General features: G+C 29.2%; 17 protein-coding genes, 1 tRNA gene and 1 other annotated feature. Of the genes, 17 read left to right on the top strand and 1 reads right to left on the bottom strand.

The window, feature by feature from the left end; genetic code table 11:
• The first annotated feature begins 80 nt into the window (after positions 1-80).
• The 6 genes from CLCOS_RS17945 (at position 81) to nth (ending at position 5631) form a co-directional block, all read left to right on the top strand.
• Positions 81-908: a YihY/virulence factor BrkB family protein gene (locus tag CLCOS_RS17945; protein WP_063602086.1), complete on the top strand. Its 828-nt coding sequence runs from the start codon at positions 81-83 to the stop codon at positions 906-908.
• Between the two features lie 237 nt (positions 909-1145).
• Positions 1146-1387 (top strand) — a binding site (T-box leader).
• Positions 1388-1477: 90 nt separating this feature from the next.
• The gene (gene cysK, locus CLCOS_RS17950; RefSeq protein WP_013240528.1) at positions 1478-2389 is read left to right on the top strand and encodes a cysteine synthase A; all 912 of its coding nucleotides are present in this window, start codon (positions 1478-1480) and stop codon (positions 2387-2389) included.
• A 220-nt stretch (positions 2390-2609) separates the two neighbouring features.
• Entirely contained in the window at positions 2610-3203 is a 594-nt protein-coding gene (gene epsC / locus CLCOS_RS17955; RefSeq protein ID WP_013240527.1) for a serine O-acetyltransferase EpsC, read from the top strand.
• Positions 3204-3228: 25 nt separating this feature from the next.
• Positions 3229-4206 carry a tRNA epoxyqueuosine(34) reductase QueG gene (gene queG / locus CLCOS_RS17960; RefSeq protein WP_063602085.1) on the top strand — a complete coding sequence of 326 codons (978 nt, stop codon included), beginning with the start codon at positions 3229-3231 and terminating at the stop codon, positions 4204-4206.
• A 63-nt stretch (positions 4207-4269) separates the two neighbouring features.
• The gene (locus tag CLCOS_RS17965; RefSeq protein ID WP_063602084.1) at positions 4270-4971 is read left to right on the top strand and encodes a lysophospholipid acyltransferase family protein; all 702 of its coding nucleotides are present in this window, start codon (positions 4270-4272) and stop codon (positions 4969-4971) included.
• A gap of 15 nt (positions 4972-4986) precedes the next feature.
• Positions 4987-5631 (top strand): endonuclease III, encoded by a 645-nt coding sequence (gene nth, locus CLCOS_RS17970; RefSeq protein ID WP_063602083.1) that lies wholly within the window; start codon positions 4987-4989, stop codon positions 5629-5631.
• A 614-nt stretch (positions 5632-6245) separates the two neighbouring features.
• Here nth and CLCOS_RS17975 read toward each other — a convergent pair.
• A complete protein-coding gene (locus CLCOS_RS17975) occupies positions 6246-7484 on the bottom strand; it encodes a competence/damage-inducible protein A (protein WP_063602082.1) in 1239 nt (412 codons plus the stop codon).
• A gap of 171 nt (positions 7485-7655) precedes the next feature.
• Here CLCOS_RS17975 and CLCOS_RS17980 point away from each other — a divergent pair, with 171 nt between their 5' ends.
• From CLCOS_RS17980 to CLCOS_RS18030, 11 genes are all read left to right on the top strand, one after another.
• Positions 7656-8813 (top strand): VanW family protein, encoded by a 1158-nt coding sequence (locus CLCOS_RS17980; protein ID WP_063602081.1) that lies wholly within the window; start codon positions 7656-7658, stop codon positions 8811-8813.
• Between the two features lie 54 nt (positions 8814-8867).
• Positions 8868-8954: transfer RNA gene (locus CLCOS_RS17985), tRNA-Leu, on the top strand.
• 160 nt (positions 8955-9114) lie between these two features.
• Positions 9115-10071: a tyrosine-type recombinase/integrase gene (locus CLCOS_RS17990; protein WP_063602080.1), complete on the top strand. Its 957-nt coding sequence runs from the start codon at positions 9115-9117 to the stop codon at positions 10069-10071.
• Positions 10072-10786: 715 nt separating this feature from the next.
• The gene (locus CLCOS_RS17995) at positions 10787-11776 is read left to right on the top strand and encodes a hypothetical protein (RefSeq protein ID WP_065080055.1); all 990 of its coding nucleotides are present in this window, start codon (positions 10787-10789) and stop codon (positions 11774-11776) included.
• Between the two features lie 1964 nt (positions 11777-13740).
• A complete protein-coding gene (locus CLCOS_RS18005; RefSeq protein WP_063602077.1) occupies positions 13741-14163 on the top strand; it encodes a hypothetical protein in 423 nt (140 codons plus the stop codon).
• Positions 14164-14251: 88 nt separating this feature from the next.
• On the top strand, positions 14252-15136 hold the full coding sequence (locus CLCOS_RS18010) for a DUF5309 domain-containing protein (protein WP_063602076.1): 885 nt from the start codon (positions 14252-14254) through the stop codon (positions 15134-15136).
• A 300-nt stretch (positions 15137-15436) separates the two neighbouring features.
• Positions 15437-16249 (top strand): hypothetical protein, encoded by an 813-nt coding sequence (locus CLCOS_RS18015; protein ID WP_063602075.1) that lies wholly within the window; start codon positions 15437-15439, stop codon positions 16247-16249.
• Between the two features lie 31 nt (positions 16250-16280).
• Positions 16281-16424 (top strand): hypothetical protein, encoded by a 144-nt coding sequence (locus tag CLCOS_RS22570; protein ID WP_156496391.1) that lies wholly within the window; start codon positions 16281-16283, stop codon positions 16422-16424.
• A gap of 158 nt (positions 16425-16582) precedes the next feature.
• Positions 16583-16768: a hypothetical protein gene (locus CLCOS_RS18020; protein ID WP_063602074.1), complete on the top strand. Its 186-nt coding sequence runs from the start codon at positions 16583-16585 to the stop codon at positions 16766-16768.
• Positions 16769-16824: 56 nt separating this feature from the next.
• Complete coding sequence (locus tag CLCOS_RS18025; RefSeq protein ID WP_063602073.1) at positions 16825-17712, top strand: hypothetical protein; 888 nt, start codon at positions 16825-16827, stop codon at positions 17710-17712.
• 1437 nt (positions 17713-19149) lie between these two features.
• Positions 19150-19482, top strand: coding sequence for a hypothetical protein (locus CLCOS_RS18030; protein ID WP_063602072.1), 333 nt, complete (start codon positions 19150-19152; stop codon positions 19480-19482).
• Positions 19483-19605 lie beyond the last annotated feature (123 nt).

The following is a 19605-nucleotide window of genomic DNA, read 5'->3' on the forward strand; positions in this document are numbered from 1 at the left end:
AAGGCATTTGCAAAGAAATAGCCATCCGGTCAGTATGCTAGTCTATTTTCTTTCAAATGCCTAAAAGAGGAGAATTTTCTTTGAAGGAAAGAGCAGTTAGTAAATTAAAGGAATTTATTTTTAGATTTATACAGGATGATGTATTAGCACTGGCTTCACAACTTGCATATAGTTTATTATTTTCTATTTTCCCTTTTTTGGTGTTTTTTATAAGCCTTATAGGGTATAGTGATATAAGTAGTAATGATATATTGCTAATTTTAAGTAATGTATTGCCTAAAAATGCACTGGAATTAATAGAAAATACGGTAATTAAAACTGCTAATAGCAAAAATATTGAACTTTTATGTTTAAGTTTAATTCTTACATTATGGGCGCTATCAGGAGGATTCCATGCTGTTATAAAAGGATTAAATAAAGCATATGATCAAAGAGAAACTAGATCCATATTTAAGATATATATTATATCTATACTATGCACACTAGGGGTAACGTTGATAATATTATGTACTTTATTGTTTTTAGTATTTGGTCAAATGCTTGGAAGTTTTTTAGCTTTTAGGTTAGGGCTTTCCAAAGGATTTGGATTTTTATGGAATATATTACGATATGTGATTATATTTTTTGGAACTATATTAATATTTGCAGCGGTGTATATTTCTACCCCAAATGTAAGGCTTACTTGGAGAAAGGTATTACCTGGTGCTGTTTTTTCAACTATAGGTATCGTAATAGCTTCTATGGGGTTTGCCTTTTATGTAAATAATTTTGGAAATTATTCTAAAATTTATGGAAGTATAGGAGCTGTAATAATCCTCTTAACTTGGCTTTTTATTTTGTCTACAATAACTATTTTAGGAGGAGAATTTAATTCAGTATTATTTAAAAGAGAAAAAAATAGATTTTAGCTGTGTTTTTTGTGCATTAGCACACTTGCTTGTATAAATTTTCTAAAGCTGTATCAAGTGATTCTTAGGTTTAGATGGAGTTCTTATAGTTATGACTTTCTCTAGCTGAACTTTATAGAAGATGGTGGTGTTAGCAATGGTAACCATAGGACAAAAAAATTTATATAAAATTAAAAATATTATTGACAAAAATTTAGGTAGTTGTATAATATAAATATAAATCATAGTAAAACACTCAAGAATACTTTGAAAAAGAAAAGTAACTTAAATTAAATTTTGCAGAGAAGAAACGGTTGGTGAAAGTTTCTAAATTAAGTTTAAGTGAAGTGCCCTTTGGAGTTATGTGGTCGAATTAATAGTAGATTACATCGGATTCACCCGTTATAGTGATAGAACATAGCGCTGTGTTCGATTAAGAGTTGGATTTTTTTAAAAATCTAATTAGAGTGGAACCACGGAGTATAAACTTCGTCTCTATATAACATATAGAGATGAAGTTTTTTTAATTTCAAAGTAAAATTTCATGCTTAAAATATTAATTTTTATATAAAATTTTGGGAGGTATTAAAATGATATTTACTAATGCTATAGATATGATAGGTAATACACCTTTGTTTAAACTTGATAATTTTAAAAATGAGGACGCAGCTGATATATATGTTAAACTTGAAAAATTTAATCCTGGTGGAAGTATTAAAGACAGAGCTGCCCTTGGTATGGTTGAAAGAGCTGAAAGAGAAGGACTTTTAAAAAAGGGTGACACAATAGTGGAGCCAACTAGCGGTAATATGGGTATAGCTCTTGCAATGATAGGAAAATTAAAAGGATATAAAGTTACAATTGTAATGCCAGAAACTATGAGTGTAGAGAGAAGAAATATGATAAAGGCTTATGGTGCAGAATTAGTTTTGACAGATGGAGCTAAAGGAATGAAAGGAGCTATAGAGAAATCCTATGAAATTGGTAAAGATAAAGAGGGGTACTATATACCACAACAATTTATAAATACTGCTAATCCTAAAAAACATTATGAAACTACAGCAGAGGAAATTTTAAAGGATTTAAAAGATGTAGATGCTTTCGTAGCTGGTGTTGGTACTGGTGGAACAGCAATAGGAGTAGGAGAAAACTTGAAAAAGCACAATAAAGATGTAAAGGTAGTTGCAGTAGAGCCAGCAGGTTCACCAGTTCTATCAGGAGGTAAAACTGGTGCTCACAAAATACAAGGTATAGGAGCAGGGTTTGTACCTGATATCTACAAATCAGAAATTGTAGATGAGATCATAACTGTAACAGATGAAGATGCTTTTAAATATGCTAAACTTATGGGAAAAGAAGAGGGAATACTAGTTGGTATATCCTCAGGAGCTAATATAGCTGCAGCAATTCAAGTGGCAAAAAAACTTGGAAAAGGTAAAAAAGTAGTAACTGTAGCACCAGATGGAGGAGAGAAATATCTATCCATGGGATTATATGATTAGTATGTAATTCAATAAATTCACAGTTCACAATTTTGGTGGATTTTTATCTGCTAGGGTTATGAAGAATCTAAAAACTAAGTAGGATGGACGTTAAATTTTTAAACTTTCTATGGTAACATAAAAATCATCTTAATTGTGGATTGTGCATTATGAATGGATTACTTAGCATTATTTTTATGTTAAGTCAAAATTTGAGCAATAAATTTGAAAGGAGAAAACAATGAGAAACCCATTTAAGCTATTAGCTTATGATATTAAAAATGCTATGAAAAATGATCCAGCGGCTAGGAATCCGTTAGAGGTTTTTATATTATATCCTTTTATTCATGCTTTGATACAGTATAGAATAGCACATTTTTTTTATAATAAGAAATGTTTCTTTATTGCTAGGTTAATATCACAAATTGCTAGGGGTTTAACTGGAATAGAAATACACCCAGGGGCTAAAATAGGAAAGGGATTATTTATAGATCATGGCATGGGTGTTGTTATAGGTGAAACTGCAGAGGTTGGAGATAATGTAACGCTTTACCATGGAGTAACTTTAGGAGGAACAGGAAAGGATACAGGAAAAAGGCATCCTACAGTAGGGAATAACGTATTTATAGGAAGTGGAGCAAAACTTTTAGGGCCAATAGTTGTAGGTGACAATGTAAAAGTAGGTGCAAATTCAGTAGTTTTGAAAGATATACCAGCAAATTGTACTGTAGTAGGTATACCAGCTAAAGTAGTTAAGGCTGAAAGTAATACTGTTATAGAAATAAAAGACTATGCAGGAAGAAGAAAAAAGATATATAATGAAATGATAATATAATTTCTATAATAAGCAGGTGAAAGGTTTGAACTATAAGGAAGATATATTGAGTTACTGTAATAAGATTGGATTGAATACTGTAGGATTTACAAAATGCAGAATATTCACCGAATTAAAAGATAGTTTCAAATATAGAAAAGAAAATTTGCTTGAAAATGAATTCGAAGAAAAGAATATTGAAAATAGAGTTAATCCATATGTGTATATGGATGGGGGAAAGACAATAGTATCCATTGCCTTTCCCTATTTATTTGAAAAGCAAGATGAGGAAAATGTAAGCTTTTCTCTATATACTAGAGGAAAAGATTACCATGTAGTAGCACGTTATTATTTACAAAAAGTGTGTAATTTTATAAAAGGTTTAGGGGGAAAAGCTGAGTACTTTGTAGATAGCAATTCATTGCCTGAGAGATATATAGCTTTTCAGTGTGGAATAGGGTTTATAGGAAAAAACAATATGATTATTACAGAGAAATATGGATCTTATGTTTTTTTAGGAGAAATAATAACTGATATAAAAGTAGAAGCTGATATCCCACTAGATAGTAAGTGTGGCAGCTGTAATTTATGCCAAACATCGTGTCCTACAGGCGCTTTGCTTGGAGATAAAAATTCTAATATATGTATGTCATATATAACTCAAAAAAAACATATAGATAATAAATGGTTTTTACAATTTCAAGGAAGATTATTTGGATGCGACACTTGCCAAAAAGTATGTCCGTATAATAGTAAGGTTGCTTTTTCTAATATACAGGATTTTAAACCTTTTGATTTTATGAGTAGAGTTGATTTAAATGAAATTGTAGATATGGATAAAAAAGAATTTACAGAGAAATACAAAAACACATCCTGTGGATGGAGAGGTAAAAATATTATTCAGAGAAATGCAATTATAAATATGCTTACATTAAATAAAAGTATTAATTTGGAACATAAAAATATAAGGTCTACCTATGTAAAAGATTATTATCATAGACTTTTACAGGTTTTAAAATTATAATTTATATGAGAGAGGTACATTTAAAAAAGTATACCATATATAAAAGAAAGGGTGGATTTATTTATGATTTCTCCATGGGTGGTCAAGCTAATGGGACATCTCCCTAAAGGACTTTTAGCTTATATTTCAAAAAAGATATTAAGTGGTTACTTAAATAGATGTGCAGATATAAAAGTAAAAGGCATTGAAAATTTAAATGAAGTGGAAAGACCTGTAATATTTATCTGCAATCATTTAAGCAATTCTGATGCTCTTGTATTAAGTAGAGTACTTAAATCAGAAAACCTGACTTTTGTAGCAGGTAAAAAATTGAATCAAAATTCTTTAACGCAGCTTGGCATGTGTATTACAAAAACTATTGACATAAACCCAAATAGTGCGGACAAGGATGCCATATCTAAAATTATAAAAACTGTAAAGAACGGGAATAATATACTTATATTCCCTGAGGGAACGAGAAGTAGAACGGCAAGCTTAGCAAAAGGGAGAAAAGGGGTAGTTTTAATACAGAAGTTAACTAAGGCTGCAATTCTTCCTATCGGTATCTCTGGTACTGAAAAACTTTTACCTATAAGTGACAAGGATATGGCTCTAGAAAGTTTTCATAATGCAGAGGTAAATGTAAACATAGGAAAGCAGATAGATATACCACCCCAAGATAAAGGCGAAAACAAACATGTATATGAAGACAGAATATCTGATTTATTTATGAAAAAAATAGCAGAGCTCTTGCCTGAACAATATAGAGGAATATACAAGTCTTAATGAAGGTGATGAAAGTTGGATAAACAAAATATAGATAATATATTGAAAGTACTGAAAGAAACCTATCCAGAAGCAAAATGTGCATTGAATTTTGGGTCTCCTTATGAATTGTTAGTGTCCACTATGCTTTCAGCTCAATGTACTGATGTAAGAGTGAATAAAGTTACATCAGAATTGTATAAACAATATAATACTCCAGAAAAAATCATATCTCTAACAGAGGAAGAATTAGGAGAAAAGATAAAAAGTTGCGGCTTTTTTAGAAATAAAAGCAAGAATATACTTTCAACTAGCAGAGAACTTGTTGAAAAGTACGGTGGAGAGGTGCCACATACTATGGAACAATTGATAGAACTTCCAGGAGTAGGCAGAAAAACTGCGGATGTTGTTTTGTCAAACGCCTTTGGAGTTCCAGCAATTGCGGTGGATACTCATGTATTTAGAGTATCAAATAGACTTGGAATTGCAAAAGGAACTACTCCTCACAAGGTAGAAATGGAACTTATGAAAAATATACCCAAAAGTATGTGGAGTGATTCACATCATTACTTAATATGGCACGGAAGGCGCATATGTAAGTCAAGAAAACCTGATTGTGAACATTGTCCTCTAGCCCCTTATTGTGAATACTTCAATCATCCAGAGGAAACTAAGTCTTGAAGTTTAAAACTTACATAGAGTTTCTAAGTAAAAGTTGAATATACAGAGGATATGCTGACAAATCTCATCACCATAAAAACTTTTGATAAGTCTATAGTTCGTATTTTGAAAATCTAAAGAAGCTTAGATAAACTCGTACCTCAGACATATCTAAGCTTCTAAGATTTTCAAAAAATACGACTCTAAGACTTATAAGAAAAGTTTTTAAGTGTGATTTCAATTTTGTTGTCATATCATCAAGTATATTTTAACTTTTAGTTAGAATTTATACATATAGATAGTTAACTCTACAATTAAACTTATCCAAGCTACCGGTTGATTTAAATGCTAAAGTTATAAATACAACCAAGATTTACAATCTATAGTGGTTCTAACTAAAAAATCAGCTTATGTGTAGGCATATTTTTACAATAAGCAAGTACATTTAAATATTTTGTATATAAGTCTTAGTGGAAAATTTACAAAAAAACTTAGACCTTTTGAATTGTTTGAGGTACGAGTTTTCAAAAGGTCTTAGATTTTTGTAAATTTTCTGGTTAGACTTATCAAAATATTTAACGTACTTGTGGTTGTAAAAATATTCGGAGCATAAGTTGATTTTTCGTTTAGAAACTTTATGAGTTTATAAGATGTCTTCTTATCAAATCGAGGGCGGTCATAGTAGCTCTTTGTCTTACTACATCTCTGCTGCCAGAGTATTGGCACTTCTTAACATAAGTCTCTCCATTTATATAAAGTCCTATATATACTAGACCTACAGGTTTTTCGTAAGTACCGCCGCCAGGACCTGCAACTCCTGTAGTAGCTATGCCTATATCGGTATTTGCTGTTTTAGCTATACCTTCTGCCATTTCTTTTGCAGTTTCAGAACTAACAGCAGTAAATTTGTCCAGGGTATCCTTTTTTACTCCTAGTCTTTTCATTTTGGCCTCGTTGGTATAAGTGACAGCACCTTCTTTAAATACAGCAGATATGCCAGGATAATTTACAAGTCTTGCTGCTATTAGTCCACCAGTACATGATTCTGCAGAAGATATAGTTAATTCTTTATTTATCAATAATTTCCCTATAACCTCTTCCATAGTGTCATCATCTTCACCATATATATTTATCCCTAGTTTTTCTCTAATTTTAGATTCTATAGGTTTTATAAGCTCTACAGCTTCTTCTTCTGTATTTGCCCTTGCAGTAATTCTAAGTATTGTATCATTTTCTTTTGCGTAAGGAGCTACAGTGGGATTTACACTATTGTTTATAAGATCTGAGACACTCTCAGCCATAGAACTTTCGCCTATACCACAAACTCTCAGTGTTTTAGATTTTATTACTCCATTACTGTATTTTTTTAAAAATGGTACTACATAATTTTCAAACATAGGCTTTGCCTCTTTTGGAGGACCGGGAAGTATTATTAAAATTTTGCCATTTTGCTCCATACAACATCCAGGAGCCGTACCATGTGGATTAGGAAATATAGAAGCACCTTCAGGAAAGTAAGCTTGCTTTATATTATTGCCTTCCAAATTTGATTTCCCCATCTTCTTAAAATAAGATTCTAATTGGGTAAGTGAATTTTTATCTAAAATCATTTCCCTGTTAAAGTATTCAGCACCAGTTTCTTTAGTTAGATCATCTTGTGTAGGTCCAAGTCCTCCAGTTGTAATTATGATGTCAGTTCTTTCAAAAGATTTCCTAAACTCATCTAAAAGTCTCTGAGGATTATCTCCCACAACAGATTGGTGATACACTTCTATACCAAGATCAGCTAATCCTTTGGAAATAAATTGTGCATTTGTATTTACTATATCTCCAAGTAAAATCTCTGTACCAACGCATAATATCTTAGCTTTCATTTATGTACTCCTCCATATTTAAGTATATTTGAAAAACAAACATACTTTCATGATAGCATAAAAGTTATGTTTGTTTGTTACAAATTAGTAATAATTAAATTAATAATTTTTATATATAAAAGCTATTACTCTATAGTATAATAACTATGTGAAAGTGAAGAGGTGATAATGATGAGTGGAAAAAGAAAGACTAGGAAGTCAAAGAGAAAGTCAGGCGGAACATTAAAAATACTAGGTTTAGCTGCTTTAACTATTTTTTTGAGTATAAGCTGCGGATTTATAGTTTACCATTATAATGATGTAAAATACTGGGATAACTTAATTTATCCTAGAGTTTCTATAAATAATACGGATCTTTCTGAAAAAACTAAAGATCAGGCTAAAAGTATAATGAGCAGCGAATATTTAAACAAATTTCAACAGAAACAAATCACTATAACTGCAGGAAATAAAAGTTATGAGTTACCTTATTCGAGTTTAAGTTTTACGTACAACTTGGATGATACGATAAAGTTGGCCTATTCTTATGGAAAAAGCAGCAATATATTTAAAAAATATGAATTATTAAAGAATCCTAAAAATGTAAACTATAATTTGAAATTTTCTTATAATACCAAAGTTATAGATAATATGGTAGATAAAATTGCAAGTGAAGTTGATACAGAACCTGTGAATGCATCTCTTGAAATGGGAGGAGTGAAGTTTTCAGTAATACCACAGAAAGATGGGGTTAAAGTAGATAAAGAAGCTTTGAAAAAAGATATTGAATCTAAAATAGATAATAATTCAGATCAGGATTTAACTGTAAAAGCGGTACTCAAAACTACTAAAGCTAAAATAAAGGAAGATGATCTTAAACCTGTGGACACATTAATATCTAGTTTTAGTACAGCCTATGGCGGCATATCTTCTGGTGAAAGAGCAAATAACATATCACTTGCTACTAGCAGCATAAATGGACATGTAGTAATGCCAGGAGATACTTTTAGCTTCAATGATGTTGTAGGTCAGAGAACTGCAGCCAAAGGATATGAGGCAGCTCCTGTTATTATTGGAGATAAGGTGGAGTCAGGACTTGGCGGGGGAATATGCCAGGTATCTACTACGCTTTATAATGCAGTTGCTAAAGCAGGACTTACATCTACGGAAAGGACTCATCATACTATGCCTGTTCATTATGTCCCTGAAGGAATGGATGCTACGGTAGATTACGGAAACATAGATTATAAATTTAGAAATGATTTTAAATATCCTATATACATACAAGGTTATACTTCAGGTGGTAACATAGTATTTAATTTATATTCCAATTCTTCGGTATCAAAATAAAAGTTATGTATTAACTTAATTAAAAAAGTATGTTATAATAGGTAAGTAATTTGTGCGGATATGGCGGAACTGGCAGACGCGCTAGATTCAGGTTCTAGTGAGGGAAACTTCATGCAGGTTCAAGTCCTGTTATCCGCACCAAAGTCAAGTAAAATCAACGGTTTAGATATAAACTCTATAACTTAATAAGAAATAATAGAGGGAAATCCCTCAACAGATTATATATACAGATATTTATAATTTGTTGGGGGATTTTTTATGTGTGTTTTTATATAACGTACACATTATTAGGGGTGAAATTATGAGAAAAAAAATTGAATTACAAGAAATTCAAGAAAAAAATTTAACTTTAGAGCAAGGATTTAAAAAATTTATTGTAAGTTGTAAAGTTAAAAATTTACGACCAAGTACAATAAAGCATTATAAAGATATTGTAGGAGTATTTTTTAAATTTATACCAAAGAAAACATTATGTTCTGAAATAACAAAAGAGATTATAGATAGATTTGTTATTTATATGCAGGAGAATAGGAAAGAAAAGGACGTAAGTATAAACTCAACTTTAATGAATTTGAGAGTTTTTATCTACTATTTAATGCGATATGATTATGTACCAACTTTTAAAATTAGTAAATTAAAAGTAGATAAAGATATTATAAATACTTATTCAGATGCAGAAATAAAAATACTTCTAAAAAAACCAGACCTTAAAAAATGTAAGTTTTTAGAATATCGTAATTGGGTAATTTGCAATTTCTTACTTGGAACAGGTTGTCGTGCAAGAACACTTGTAAATTTAAAGATTAAAGATCTTGATTTTGAAAATAATTTAATAACTTATAGATTTACAAAAAATAGAAGACAACAGATAATACCAATGTCTTCTGCATTAAGGAATATTTTACTTGAATATTTAGAATACAGGAAAGGTCAGGAAGATGATTATTTATTTGTAAATGCTTATGGTGAATATCTAAAGACAGAATGGTTAAGCCACAATTTAATTGACTACAATCGTAAACGTGGGGTTGCTACTACAGGGGTACACAGGTGGAGACATACGTTCGCTAAAAAATGGATTTTAAATCATGGAGATATATTTAGATTACAAAAAATATTAGGTCATAGTTCCATGGATATGGTTAGAAATTATGTAAATATGTTTCAAACAGATCTATCGAATGAATTTGATAAATTTAATCCACTTGACCAAATGGAGCAGAATAGAAAAGGTTATATAAAAATGCAAAGGAAATGATTGCATGAATTGGCATATATAAGACGTTTAATCCATCCAGACAAGTAAATATACATTCTACAGAATGGACTCTCTCAGAATGGTTCTATGGAGCATGTAAAGGTATATAAAAGAAATAAGCCACCCAAAAGGTGACTACAATTTAATATCAACAATATGTCTTGTAAAACCAAAACTATTATTGAAAATCTATATCCCACTAACATAGATTTTATCAAAAAAATTAAGGTTTTGCAAGGTGTATTTCTTATACTCTTTTTTCTGGTATATGTGAGTTGTCTATGCACTGGAATAACTATAAAATATCCAGTGGTTACATGAAGCCGATGCTATAAAATTCATGGGGACGTATAATAATTTCTGCTATTATAAAAATGCCCCTCAACTGGGTACATCTGACCAGTAAAAATATTAGATGGGGTGGATTAGTAGTTGAAAGACGGCAATGTATTAATTATCCACAACCTGTGGACAAGTATTGAAGGGTACTAATTTTAATATTAAAAATACATTACAATAGTAGTAATAAACTGGATACTTCAGCACGTACAGAAGTATTTTTTTTGTTTTGCCCTGATTTTAGGGCAAACTATACCCTGAACGTGCTTAGCAAACCAGAAGTATATAAGGCTTGAACCAAAAGTCAAGAGTATAACAAAATTTACATTTAATAGATTATACCAATATTGGAATAATAGTATTGAGGTGTAAATGTATGTTCGAGTATCGTCAGGAAAAACAATTGCAGATGTTTTTAATATTGAATGGAAAATCACATTTAGGATTTGATGTACTTGGAGAAGAAGAGGATATATATTGTAATGGTATAAAAAAGAGATTTGATTTGATAGGTAAAAATAAAAGTTGTATTTTTCTTGTTGAATTAAAACGTGAAAAAGTACAGATTATAAAAAAGAAGGATCTATATAAAATAATAAAGATTTCAAAAGAATATAAAACTTTTAAGAAAATAAAGGTTTTATTAGTAGGTACTAAGATGAATGATTCTATAAAAAATAAAATTAATAAATACAAAAATATTGATATTTTACTACTAGAAAATGTTAAATTTAATAAACATATAAAAAAATCAGAAAATGGAAAAAAGAAATTTTTATATTATACTGATATAGAAATATTAGTTATGTTTCAATTACAAGAAAAACTGGAAAAAGAATTTTTTGAATATGTTGTTGATCATAAAATATACCATAAAGATATGATGGTGATATTCTTTAGATTTAATAATAATTTAGGAATAAATTTGAATTGTTATAGAAAAATCAATTGTGAAAATAATTCAGATTATGAATATACCGTAATATTCCAATATGAAATAGTATATTATTGTGAAAGTCCATTCGTATATTCAGAAGTTATAAGAATTTTTAAATCTATTTCTGTTAGTTATATGAATAAAATATTTGGATTTATTAAAGATATGAAATTATATTACTTTGGAATTTATGACTGTAATTATATTTATCTATCTAGCCAGTTAGAAATGAGAAAAGACAAATTTATTAAATATATGAATGATTCTATAAAAGAAATTTGTATGTATGGTGATTTAATAAGGGAAAGAATTAAATCTAAAAGTAATAAAACGAAGTATTGTAAAGAATGTTCCAAAGAAATTAAAGAAGAAAATATAAGAAAAAGAGTTCAAGAATATAGGGAAGAACGTAAAAAGGAAGAAAAATAGGAAACTCTATAAACTGGCTTATATCAAGGGATTACAATGATTTGAATTAAAAAATGTAAGTTCTCTAATATGAGTATATAAAGAGTTAAAACTAAAAATATTGCAAGGCAAAATTTATTTATAATACTTCAAACATAGTCATATCAAGGGTTCTAATAATTGACTAATTCCTTGTATATGAGTATTGTAAGAAAAACGAAAAATGTTGACTAAATAGAAATCTTTCTGAACTGGCTTATATCAACGGTTTACAGAGATTTAGATTTTGTGTATTATTTAACAAAATAACCTTAGACGTTGATATAACTAACTTAGGTGGCAATTTTGTTAATGAGTCTCTAAAGGAAAGAGCCACCAATGTAACGAAAATCCGAAAAATAGAAATCTTTAATAAATGGCTTAGTATCAATGGCTAAGGTACATTTTTAGTGTATATATTTATCAGTAGTGGAAAAGAGTTAAATAATTTAATTCGGACGAAGTAGAAACACTTGTAAATTGACTTATATCAATGGATAAGACTATGTTCAAATTTAAAAATGCAATTTTCCTAATATGAGTATATAAAGAGAGAAATGAAAAATAACCACCAATAAAAATCTTTGTGAATTGGCTTATATCAACGGTTTACAACTTTTCAAATAATTTTGTTATATAGAGTATAAATAGAATTAAATATTATTATAAGTATTTTTTAATGAATTTTTAGTGAAATATAAAATTATTAAAAGCGTAAAAGCGTTGGTATATCTAGGCTTAGAGTAGATATCCAAAAATAAAAATAGTGCGATTATAGGAGGGGGCAAAACTATATATAATAAAACACCTATAAAGCAGTAATATCAATGGAGCAACACTTGTCAACGATTATGCTACAATAGGGACAAAACTAAAAAATATAAAAATGTTTGATTTGCTAGACAAGTAGAAAACCCTCTAACATGGCTCATATCAACGGCTAATACCATGTGAAAATTTAAAAATGTAAATTCCCTAATATGGGAAGTAAATAGTAAAATTTTTAATTTGGGGACATAAAATAATTTTGATGTACTTCAAATATAGATGTATCAAGGATTTCAGAAAATAATTAATTCCTTGTATATAGGTAGTGTAACAAAAATTGCAAGGCAAAATTTACTTGTGATACCTTAAACCTAACAATATCAAGGATTTTGGATGTTTGCTAATTCCTTGTATATAGTATATGAGCAACAAAAATTGCAAAAGTGGCACTTTACCGTCGTTATTTTATTTTAAAAAAACCTGTAAGACTAGCAGTATCAATGACTTTCAGAGTTACCTATCTTGGGATATATGGAGGGGTATAAATGAATGTTTGAAATAGAAAAATCCCTAAATTAAGTTATATCAACGGTTTACAAGGATTCGTATAATTTTGTTATATAGAGTATAAATAGAATCTCGACTGATATAAAGACCTTATAAACTAACTTATATCAAGGGTTCACAAGGATTGATTAAAAATTCCTTTAAGGGATATATAAAAACAACGTGAAAAAATGAAGAATGTCACGAAATAGAAAACTCTGTGAACTGGCTTATATCAAGGACTAAGACTACTTTTAAATTGGAAAATGCAATTTTCCTAATATGAGTAGTAAATAGTTAAAATGAGTTAATACGTTGCATTTATTTTTTTGTATATTCAAGAATAGATTAATTTCTATTCTTTTTTTTTATAGCAACTTTTGTTAAAAATTTGAGTAAAAGGAGAGATTAATTATGTATGAGCAGGAGGTAGTTAGGAGGACATTAGTTAGATACTGTACTAAATGGGGTGTGAAATATAATCACATTGCAAGGACATTACATTTGAGTAAGTGTACTATTAGTCATTTTGTTAATGGAGACAGAAACTTAAGGAAAATCAATTTTGATAATTTAGTTAGTCTTTTAAAAAAGGTTAATTATTTATAATAAAAATTATAGGAGGTTTTTATATGAAACTAGATAAAGAAAATTATTCTCTACAGGAGGTGCAGGAAATATTAAAAGAATATGATACTAAAATGGCTGAGTTTGAGACCAGAATTAAAGAAGCAGATGCTCAGGCGAAGGATATGGATAATCAAACAAAACAATTAGAGACACTTACTAAAAGTAATCTTGAAAATTCTATCAAGGTTGAAATGCTAAAAAATGGACTTAGTGAGGATATGTTTGATTTGGTTGCAGATTCTAAAGACGTTGATACTGCAAGTAAAAAAATAAATAAGATATTAGACATAAAAAAGAAATCTGATATTAATAATAGTTATAAACCAAGTGAACATACAGCAGAACAAACAGCATATGCAGAAGCACAAAAAAATGGAGACGTTGGAGCAATGTTAAGAACAAAAATGTCCAAGTTATTCAAATAAAATTATCAAGTTATTAATTAGTAGTAGATAAAAATTCTATTACTTTTTTTTATAAATAAATCTAAAAATAGGAAGGAAGAATGTATAAATGATACAGACAAAAGATTTTTTAAGTATGGAAAATATAGACCTTATGGCAGAAATGGGGGTTGCACAACCTTTAGATACACCACTTACTACTTTATTAATGGGTAGAAATCAAGTCGATAAGGAGACAGCACCATTAGTATATTGGAGGGAGAAAACTTTAGATACCACAGCAGATATTTCACAGGTAGAAGGTTCTGAAACAACTGTATTTCAATCCTCAAGTAGAGTACCAAAAAATAATTATTGTGAAATATTTAAGAAAGCAGTGTCCGTCAGTGGAACAGCACAAGCAAGTAGTGTAACTGGAATTAGTGACCAGTATGCTAGTGAAATGGCTGACAGATTGATTGAATTAAAAGTTAACATGGAAGATAAATTAATTAATGGTGTAAAAAATGATGGAAGTGCTACTCCATTTATAAGACACCTAGATGGTATATTTAATTTTGTTGATGTAGGAAACAAAGTAACTGGAAGTTTAACTGTAGATTCTTTTAAATCCGTTGCTAAAAAGTTATGGGATAACGGATTAGGTTCAAACGGTTATATTTGTTTATGTAATGCAGATTTAAAAGAAAAAATTGATGATTTTTATAATACACAATACCAATATAATGCACCAACAGGCCAGTTTGGACTTGTGGCCAATACAATAAATACAAACTATGGCCAAGTTTCTTTAATGCTTAATAGACATATACCAGAAAAGAAATTAATAATTTTTGATCCTAGTTATGTACGTCTTGGATTTTTAAGAACACCATTCAGTGAAATACTTGCAAAAACGGGTGACTCTGTAAAAGGACAAGTAATTGCAGAAGCAACATTAAAAGTATTAAATGGAAAGGCACTTGCAACTTTAGATACTACAGTAGGTGCATAAAATAAATAGTACATATTTTAAGGGTAGTTGGACAATCCAATTACCCTTTTAAATTTGAGTAATAGGAGTGATTAAGAGTGAAAGAGATTAAAATTAAGAATTTAAATTATGAAGGAGTTGAAAAAATGGGATATACATAAACTCTAATTCTTCTTTAAAAGTGTTGATATGATGTCAACACATGAGAGAATTGGAGTAATTGACAATCCTAGTCAAACTAGGTGTGTCTTAAAGTAATACATAGAGTTTTAAATATACAATAAGAAGAGTTAGAGAGTATGATAATATTCCCTAACAAAAATGAATAAAAAATATGCAACAAAATTTCCAGAATGGACAAGAAACAATACAATTTATAACAGTTGTTTAAGTGATGATTTAGATTCATTATTTAGTACAATTTTATTAAATCAAATCAAAGGTTATGAAGTAACACATTTCTATGATTTTAGTAACATTTATAAAGCAATAGGCTATAAACAAACCAATGAAGTTGTAGCAGTCGATGTTGATACAATATATACAAAATGCTGGTCGAATCACGTTGTACCTTTTAATAATCCAGATAGTGCAAATTTAAACCAAGTTGAGGACATAGACAGATATAACTATTGTTCTAAATTTGCAGGATCGACTCTATTAGAGATAACTTCCTTATATGACATTGATATAAGTATGTTGAGTGAAGAAGCAAAACTGGTACTTTTATCAGTAGATTCAACATTTTTAATGTACAATTTTAATAAAGATAATTGCAAAAAAATATTAGTGAATGTATTGGAACTACCAGAACTATTTGAATTGTGTAAAAAATATTCAAATAATCAAGCGAAATTTTATAAAGTACAAGACAAATATAAAATGAAACAAAAAATACATATTAATGATGATGGAATGTTAGAAACATCTATTGATTTAGAAGGACTATCAAAATTATTTGGTATGTCTTTTATTTTGCCTAAAAATAAATTTCAGGCAACACATACATTACATATAGAACATTTATATGATGTACAACTAGATGCTTTTATAAAACAATTACAAGAAAATCATAAAACAATTTTTAGTGCAGCAAGGACAAGAAAAAATTATATTAAGTTGTCGTATATTTAAATTTAATTAATTACGAAAGGAAGAATTAAGAATGGAAAATTTAAGTAAAAAAATTGGCAATGCAAGAGGGGTTCTCACACAGGTGATGAAATATTATGGAGTCAAACAGATTCCTATAAAGAAATTGCTAAAAAATATAATTTGCAACCAAAAAAAAGTTTATTCCAGAAAATAATAAGAATATTTCAATAGATTGAAGGGGGCGACGGAATATCGTCCCCCTTTAAAAATTACAGAGGTTGTAAGGTAGTGGGATTTGCTCCTGCTACCTTATTTTTAAAATTACAAAGGTTTTTAAATGACCTTAGTTAGAATAAGGAGGATTTTATTAAAATGAAAGATAAATATTACACTTTTAATAGATATTTAGCAATGGCACTAAGTTGGTGTGGCTACCATTTTGAAAAAAATATAGTTAATGGTGGAAAGCCAATGTACATATTTCAAAGAACAGAAGAATTTGAAAAGTGCTTGTATGAACTTGTTGAAACAAAAAAAATATATGGAAATGAATTTTAATTCTAAGTTTTTATTGCTTAGGATTTTTTTATTTGCAAAATTAGGAGGATTAAATTATGGAAAATAGTTATACATTAATAAATAATGATACTGGAGAAATAGTTGATGAAGATTTTGGCTTTGATACATTAGAGGATAGAGAACGTAAGAAAAAATGTGCAATTAAAGCAAAGGATTTTGAAGAATATAAGGAAATTCAATCTGAATATATGGGAAATTTTATATTCTTTTTATATAATTCATTGGACAAATTAAAAAAAGTTCTATCTGATGCAGATTTATGTAAATATATAATGTTGGCCACCTATATAAAAAAAGATGGCTACTTAATATTAGATAATAATAAAACGTACATAAATAAAAAGAAAATGCAGGAACTTTTATTAGTTGCTAAAGTAAACTTTAATAAATTTTATAATAATCTTATTGAAAATAATTTACTTGTTGAAGAAGAAAAATCTAAGAAATATAAAATAAATTTGAACATATTTTGGCGAGGATATGAAAAAGACTATAAAAATTTAACTAATAATAAGTTAGAAAATTACACTCGTTTATACATAGATGCTACAAGGGAACTGTACAAACTTAATTATAAAAAATCGAAAAAGTTAGCAATTGCTTATAAATTAATACCTTATGTGAATTGGAAGTATAATGTGCTATGTCCCAATATTAAGGAAATTGATAAAAGTAAAATTAATCCGTTGACGATAAAAGATGTAATGAATATATTAGGTTATAGTCAGCATCATATAGCAACATTTAAAAAAGATTTTTATGGAATAAAATTTCATGACTATGTATTATTTAAGACATTACAAGATGATCCAGACTATACAACTTCAACGATAATAGTTAATCCGTTATTTGCTTATAGGAACAAAGAAGTCAAAGAGATAGAAGGTTTATTTGTTATATTTAATATAAGGGTAAAACGTTGATATTATTAGGGCTAAAGGGTACATTCACAGTTAGCGTTACTTTTTTGGCCAAAAACTCACAGTTAGCGTTACTTTCTGAAAGTCCAGAAAATGTTGATATTACTAGGCTTATGACTGATATTTCTATATGGCCACCTCTTTAATCTTAGGATATAGGCACTCACTTAGAGGAGGGACTACAGTTGGGAGAATTACCAAAAGTATGACCTTGATTGAGTTAGTACATATATACATATACAAGTTTCAATTAATTTAGTTATACATATATATAATCCAATATATAAAAAATCTAATATAAATCATTTTTGATTGGATTTGCGAGGTACGAAGCAAAGACACATCAAAAATATGAGGTGTGTTGGATTGTGGACTGTAAGGGAACAATTCATAAACACCGAACATATACACAATACTGACTAAGTTAAACTTAGGATGATGTCTTCTACATTTCTTATTGAAAACTTTCAATCCCATAACCAAGCCATTTATTACTATCAATTTGTGGACTATATACACCCTATATTAATCCTCAAATTTATCTACAAATTATTATACATAATGTTGGTATAAAGGGTACTATTATTTGACGTACCCTTAGAAGGATTACCCATTTTAGGTAATTGGCATCTTGCTTGAACGGCAATGTGGTTATCCGATCTTCATTGTCAAGATGTGTCGCAGAACACGTTATTTGGTTCGGATTCTCATACCTCATGGGAAGGAATTGGTATATTCGTTTTGAAGAAATCCCCACATATGGGGAAAACATTTTAAATGTCTTGGTTATCCGTGGGTGGAAACTATTTCGTTAACGTTTGAAACGTCCTCGGATGGAGCATATTGAACTACATTCAAGTTTAAGCCGAGTCCAAAATTGGATTGTCCTAAGTTTAACTTAGTGTTATAGGTCGTAACTAAAAAGTAACGACCTCTGATAAGCATTGTTTGAGTATTAGTGGTTGTCGATTTTATATCGAATACCTAAGTTTGTTATCCTTTTGGGGACAACAGATTTACATAAGCGAAATTTTACTCCTATGTAAAAAACATACCGTTTGAAACGACCTGTTTTAAATCACATTATTTGCTATCACTCAGAGTGATCGAGTTACAAAGGGTGTCCCATTGCAGGACATAAGAATATTTATGATTCACCATGCAGGGCGATTTTTAGAATTGACCGTTGGTGGAAACTATTTGATGTCACGTCAAACTTGTTAAATTAGCGGTTTTCAATGTGAAACTCAGTGTCACAGAGGGACTTAATATCCCTGACATAGGAATACCATATGGTAATAATATAAGTCCATAAGACTATATATACTATACTTTAGATTGGCTTATAATAAAGTTTTAATTTTACAATTAGGAGACTACTATACCCCAAAACAGGGTGTAGTTTTTTTTATTTAAATTTAAGAAAGGATGATTGATTTTATGAAAAAAAAGCATGGTAGAAATAAATTTAGAAGATTATTAAATGATTTAGGAACACCAAAAAAATATTATTATTTTTGTTGGAAGAATAAAATAGATAATTTCAAAATGAAATACTCTGAAATGACCAAAGAAGATTTTATGAAAAAATTTAAGTTTTCTAGTAAATCAATGGCGATATTTAAACAATGGGAAGGTTCACAAGAATATCAAAAAATATATAGAGCATTGCTTGAAATTAAAAGTGATGAAGATTTAATTAATATATACAATGTTGTAAGAGATAAGGCATTAACTGGAGAGGATAAAGCAGTTAAAACATTTATATCGTAAGCGATAAACTACCCAGTGTATAAGCATAAAAAATAAACGACCATTCATTAAAATGGTCGTAATTTATTATGCTTTCTTTTTGCATGAAGATTGAACCCATTGGTCCCAGGGCAGGTATTCATC

This window comes from Clostridium coskatii, from assembly GCF_001675205.1.
Lineage (GTDB): Bacteria > Bacillota > Clostridia > Clostridiales > Clostridiaceae > Clostridium_B > Clostridium_B ljungdahlii.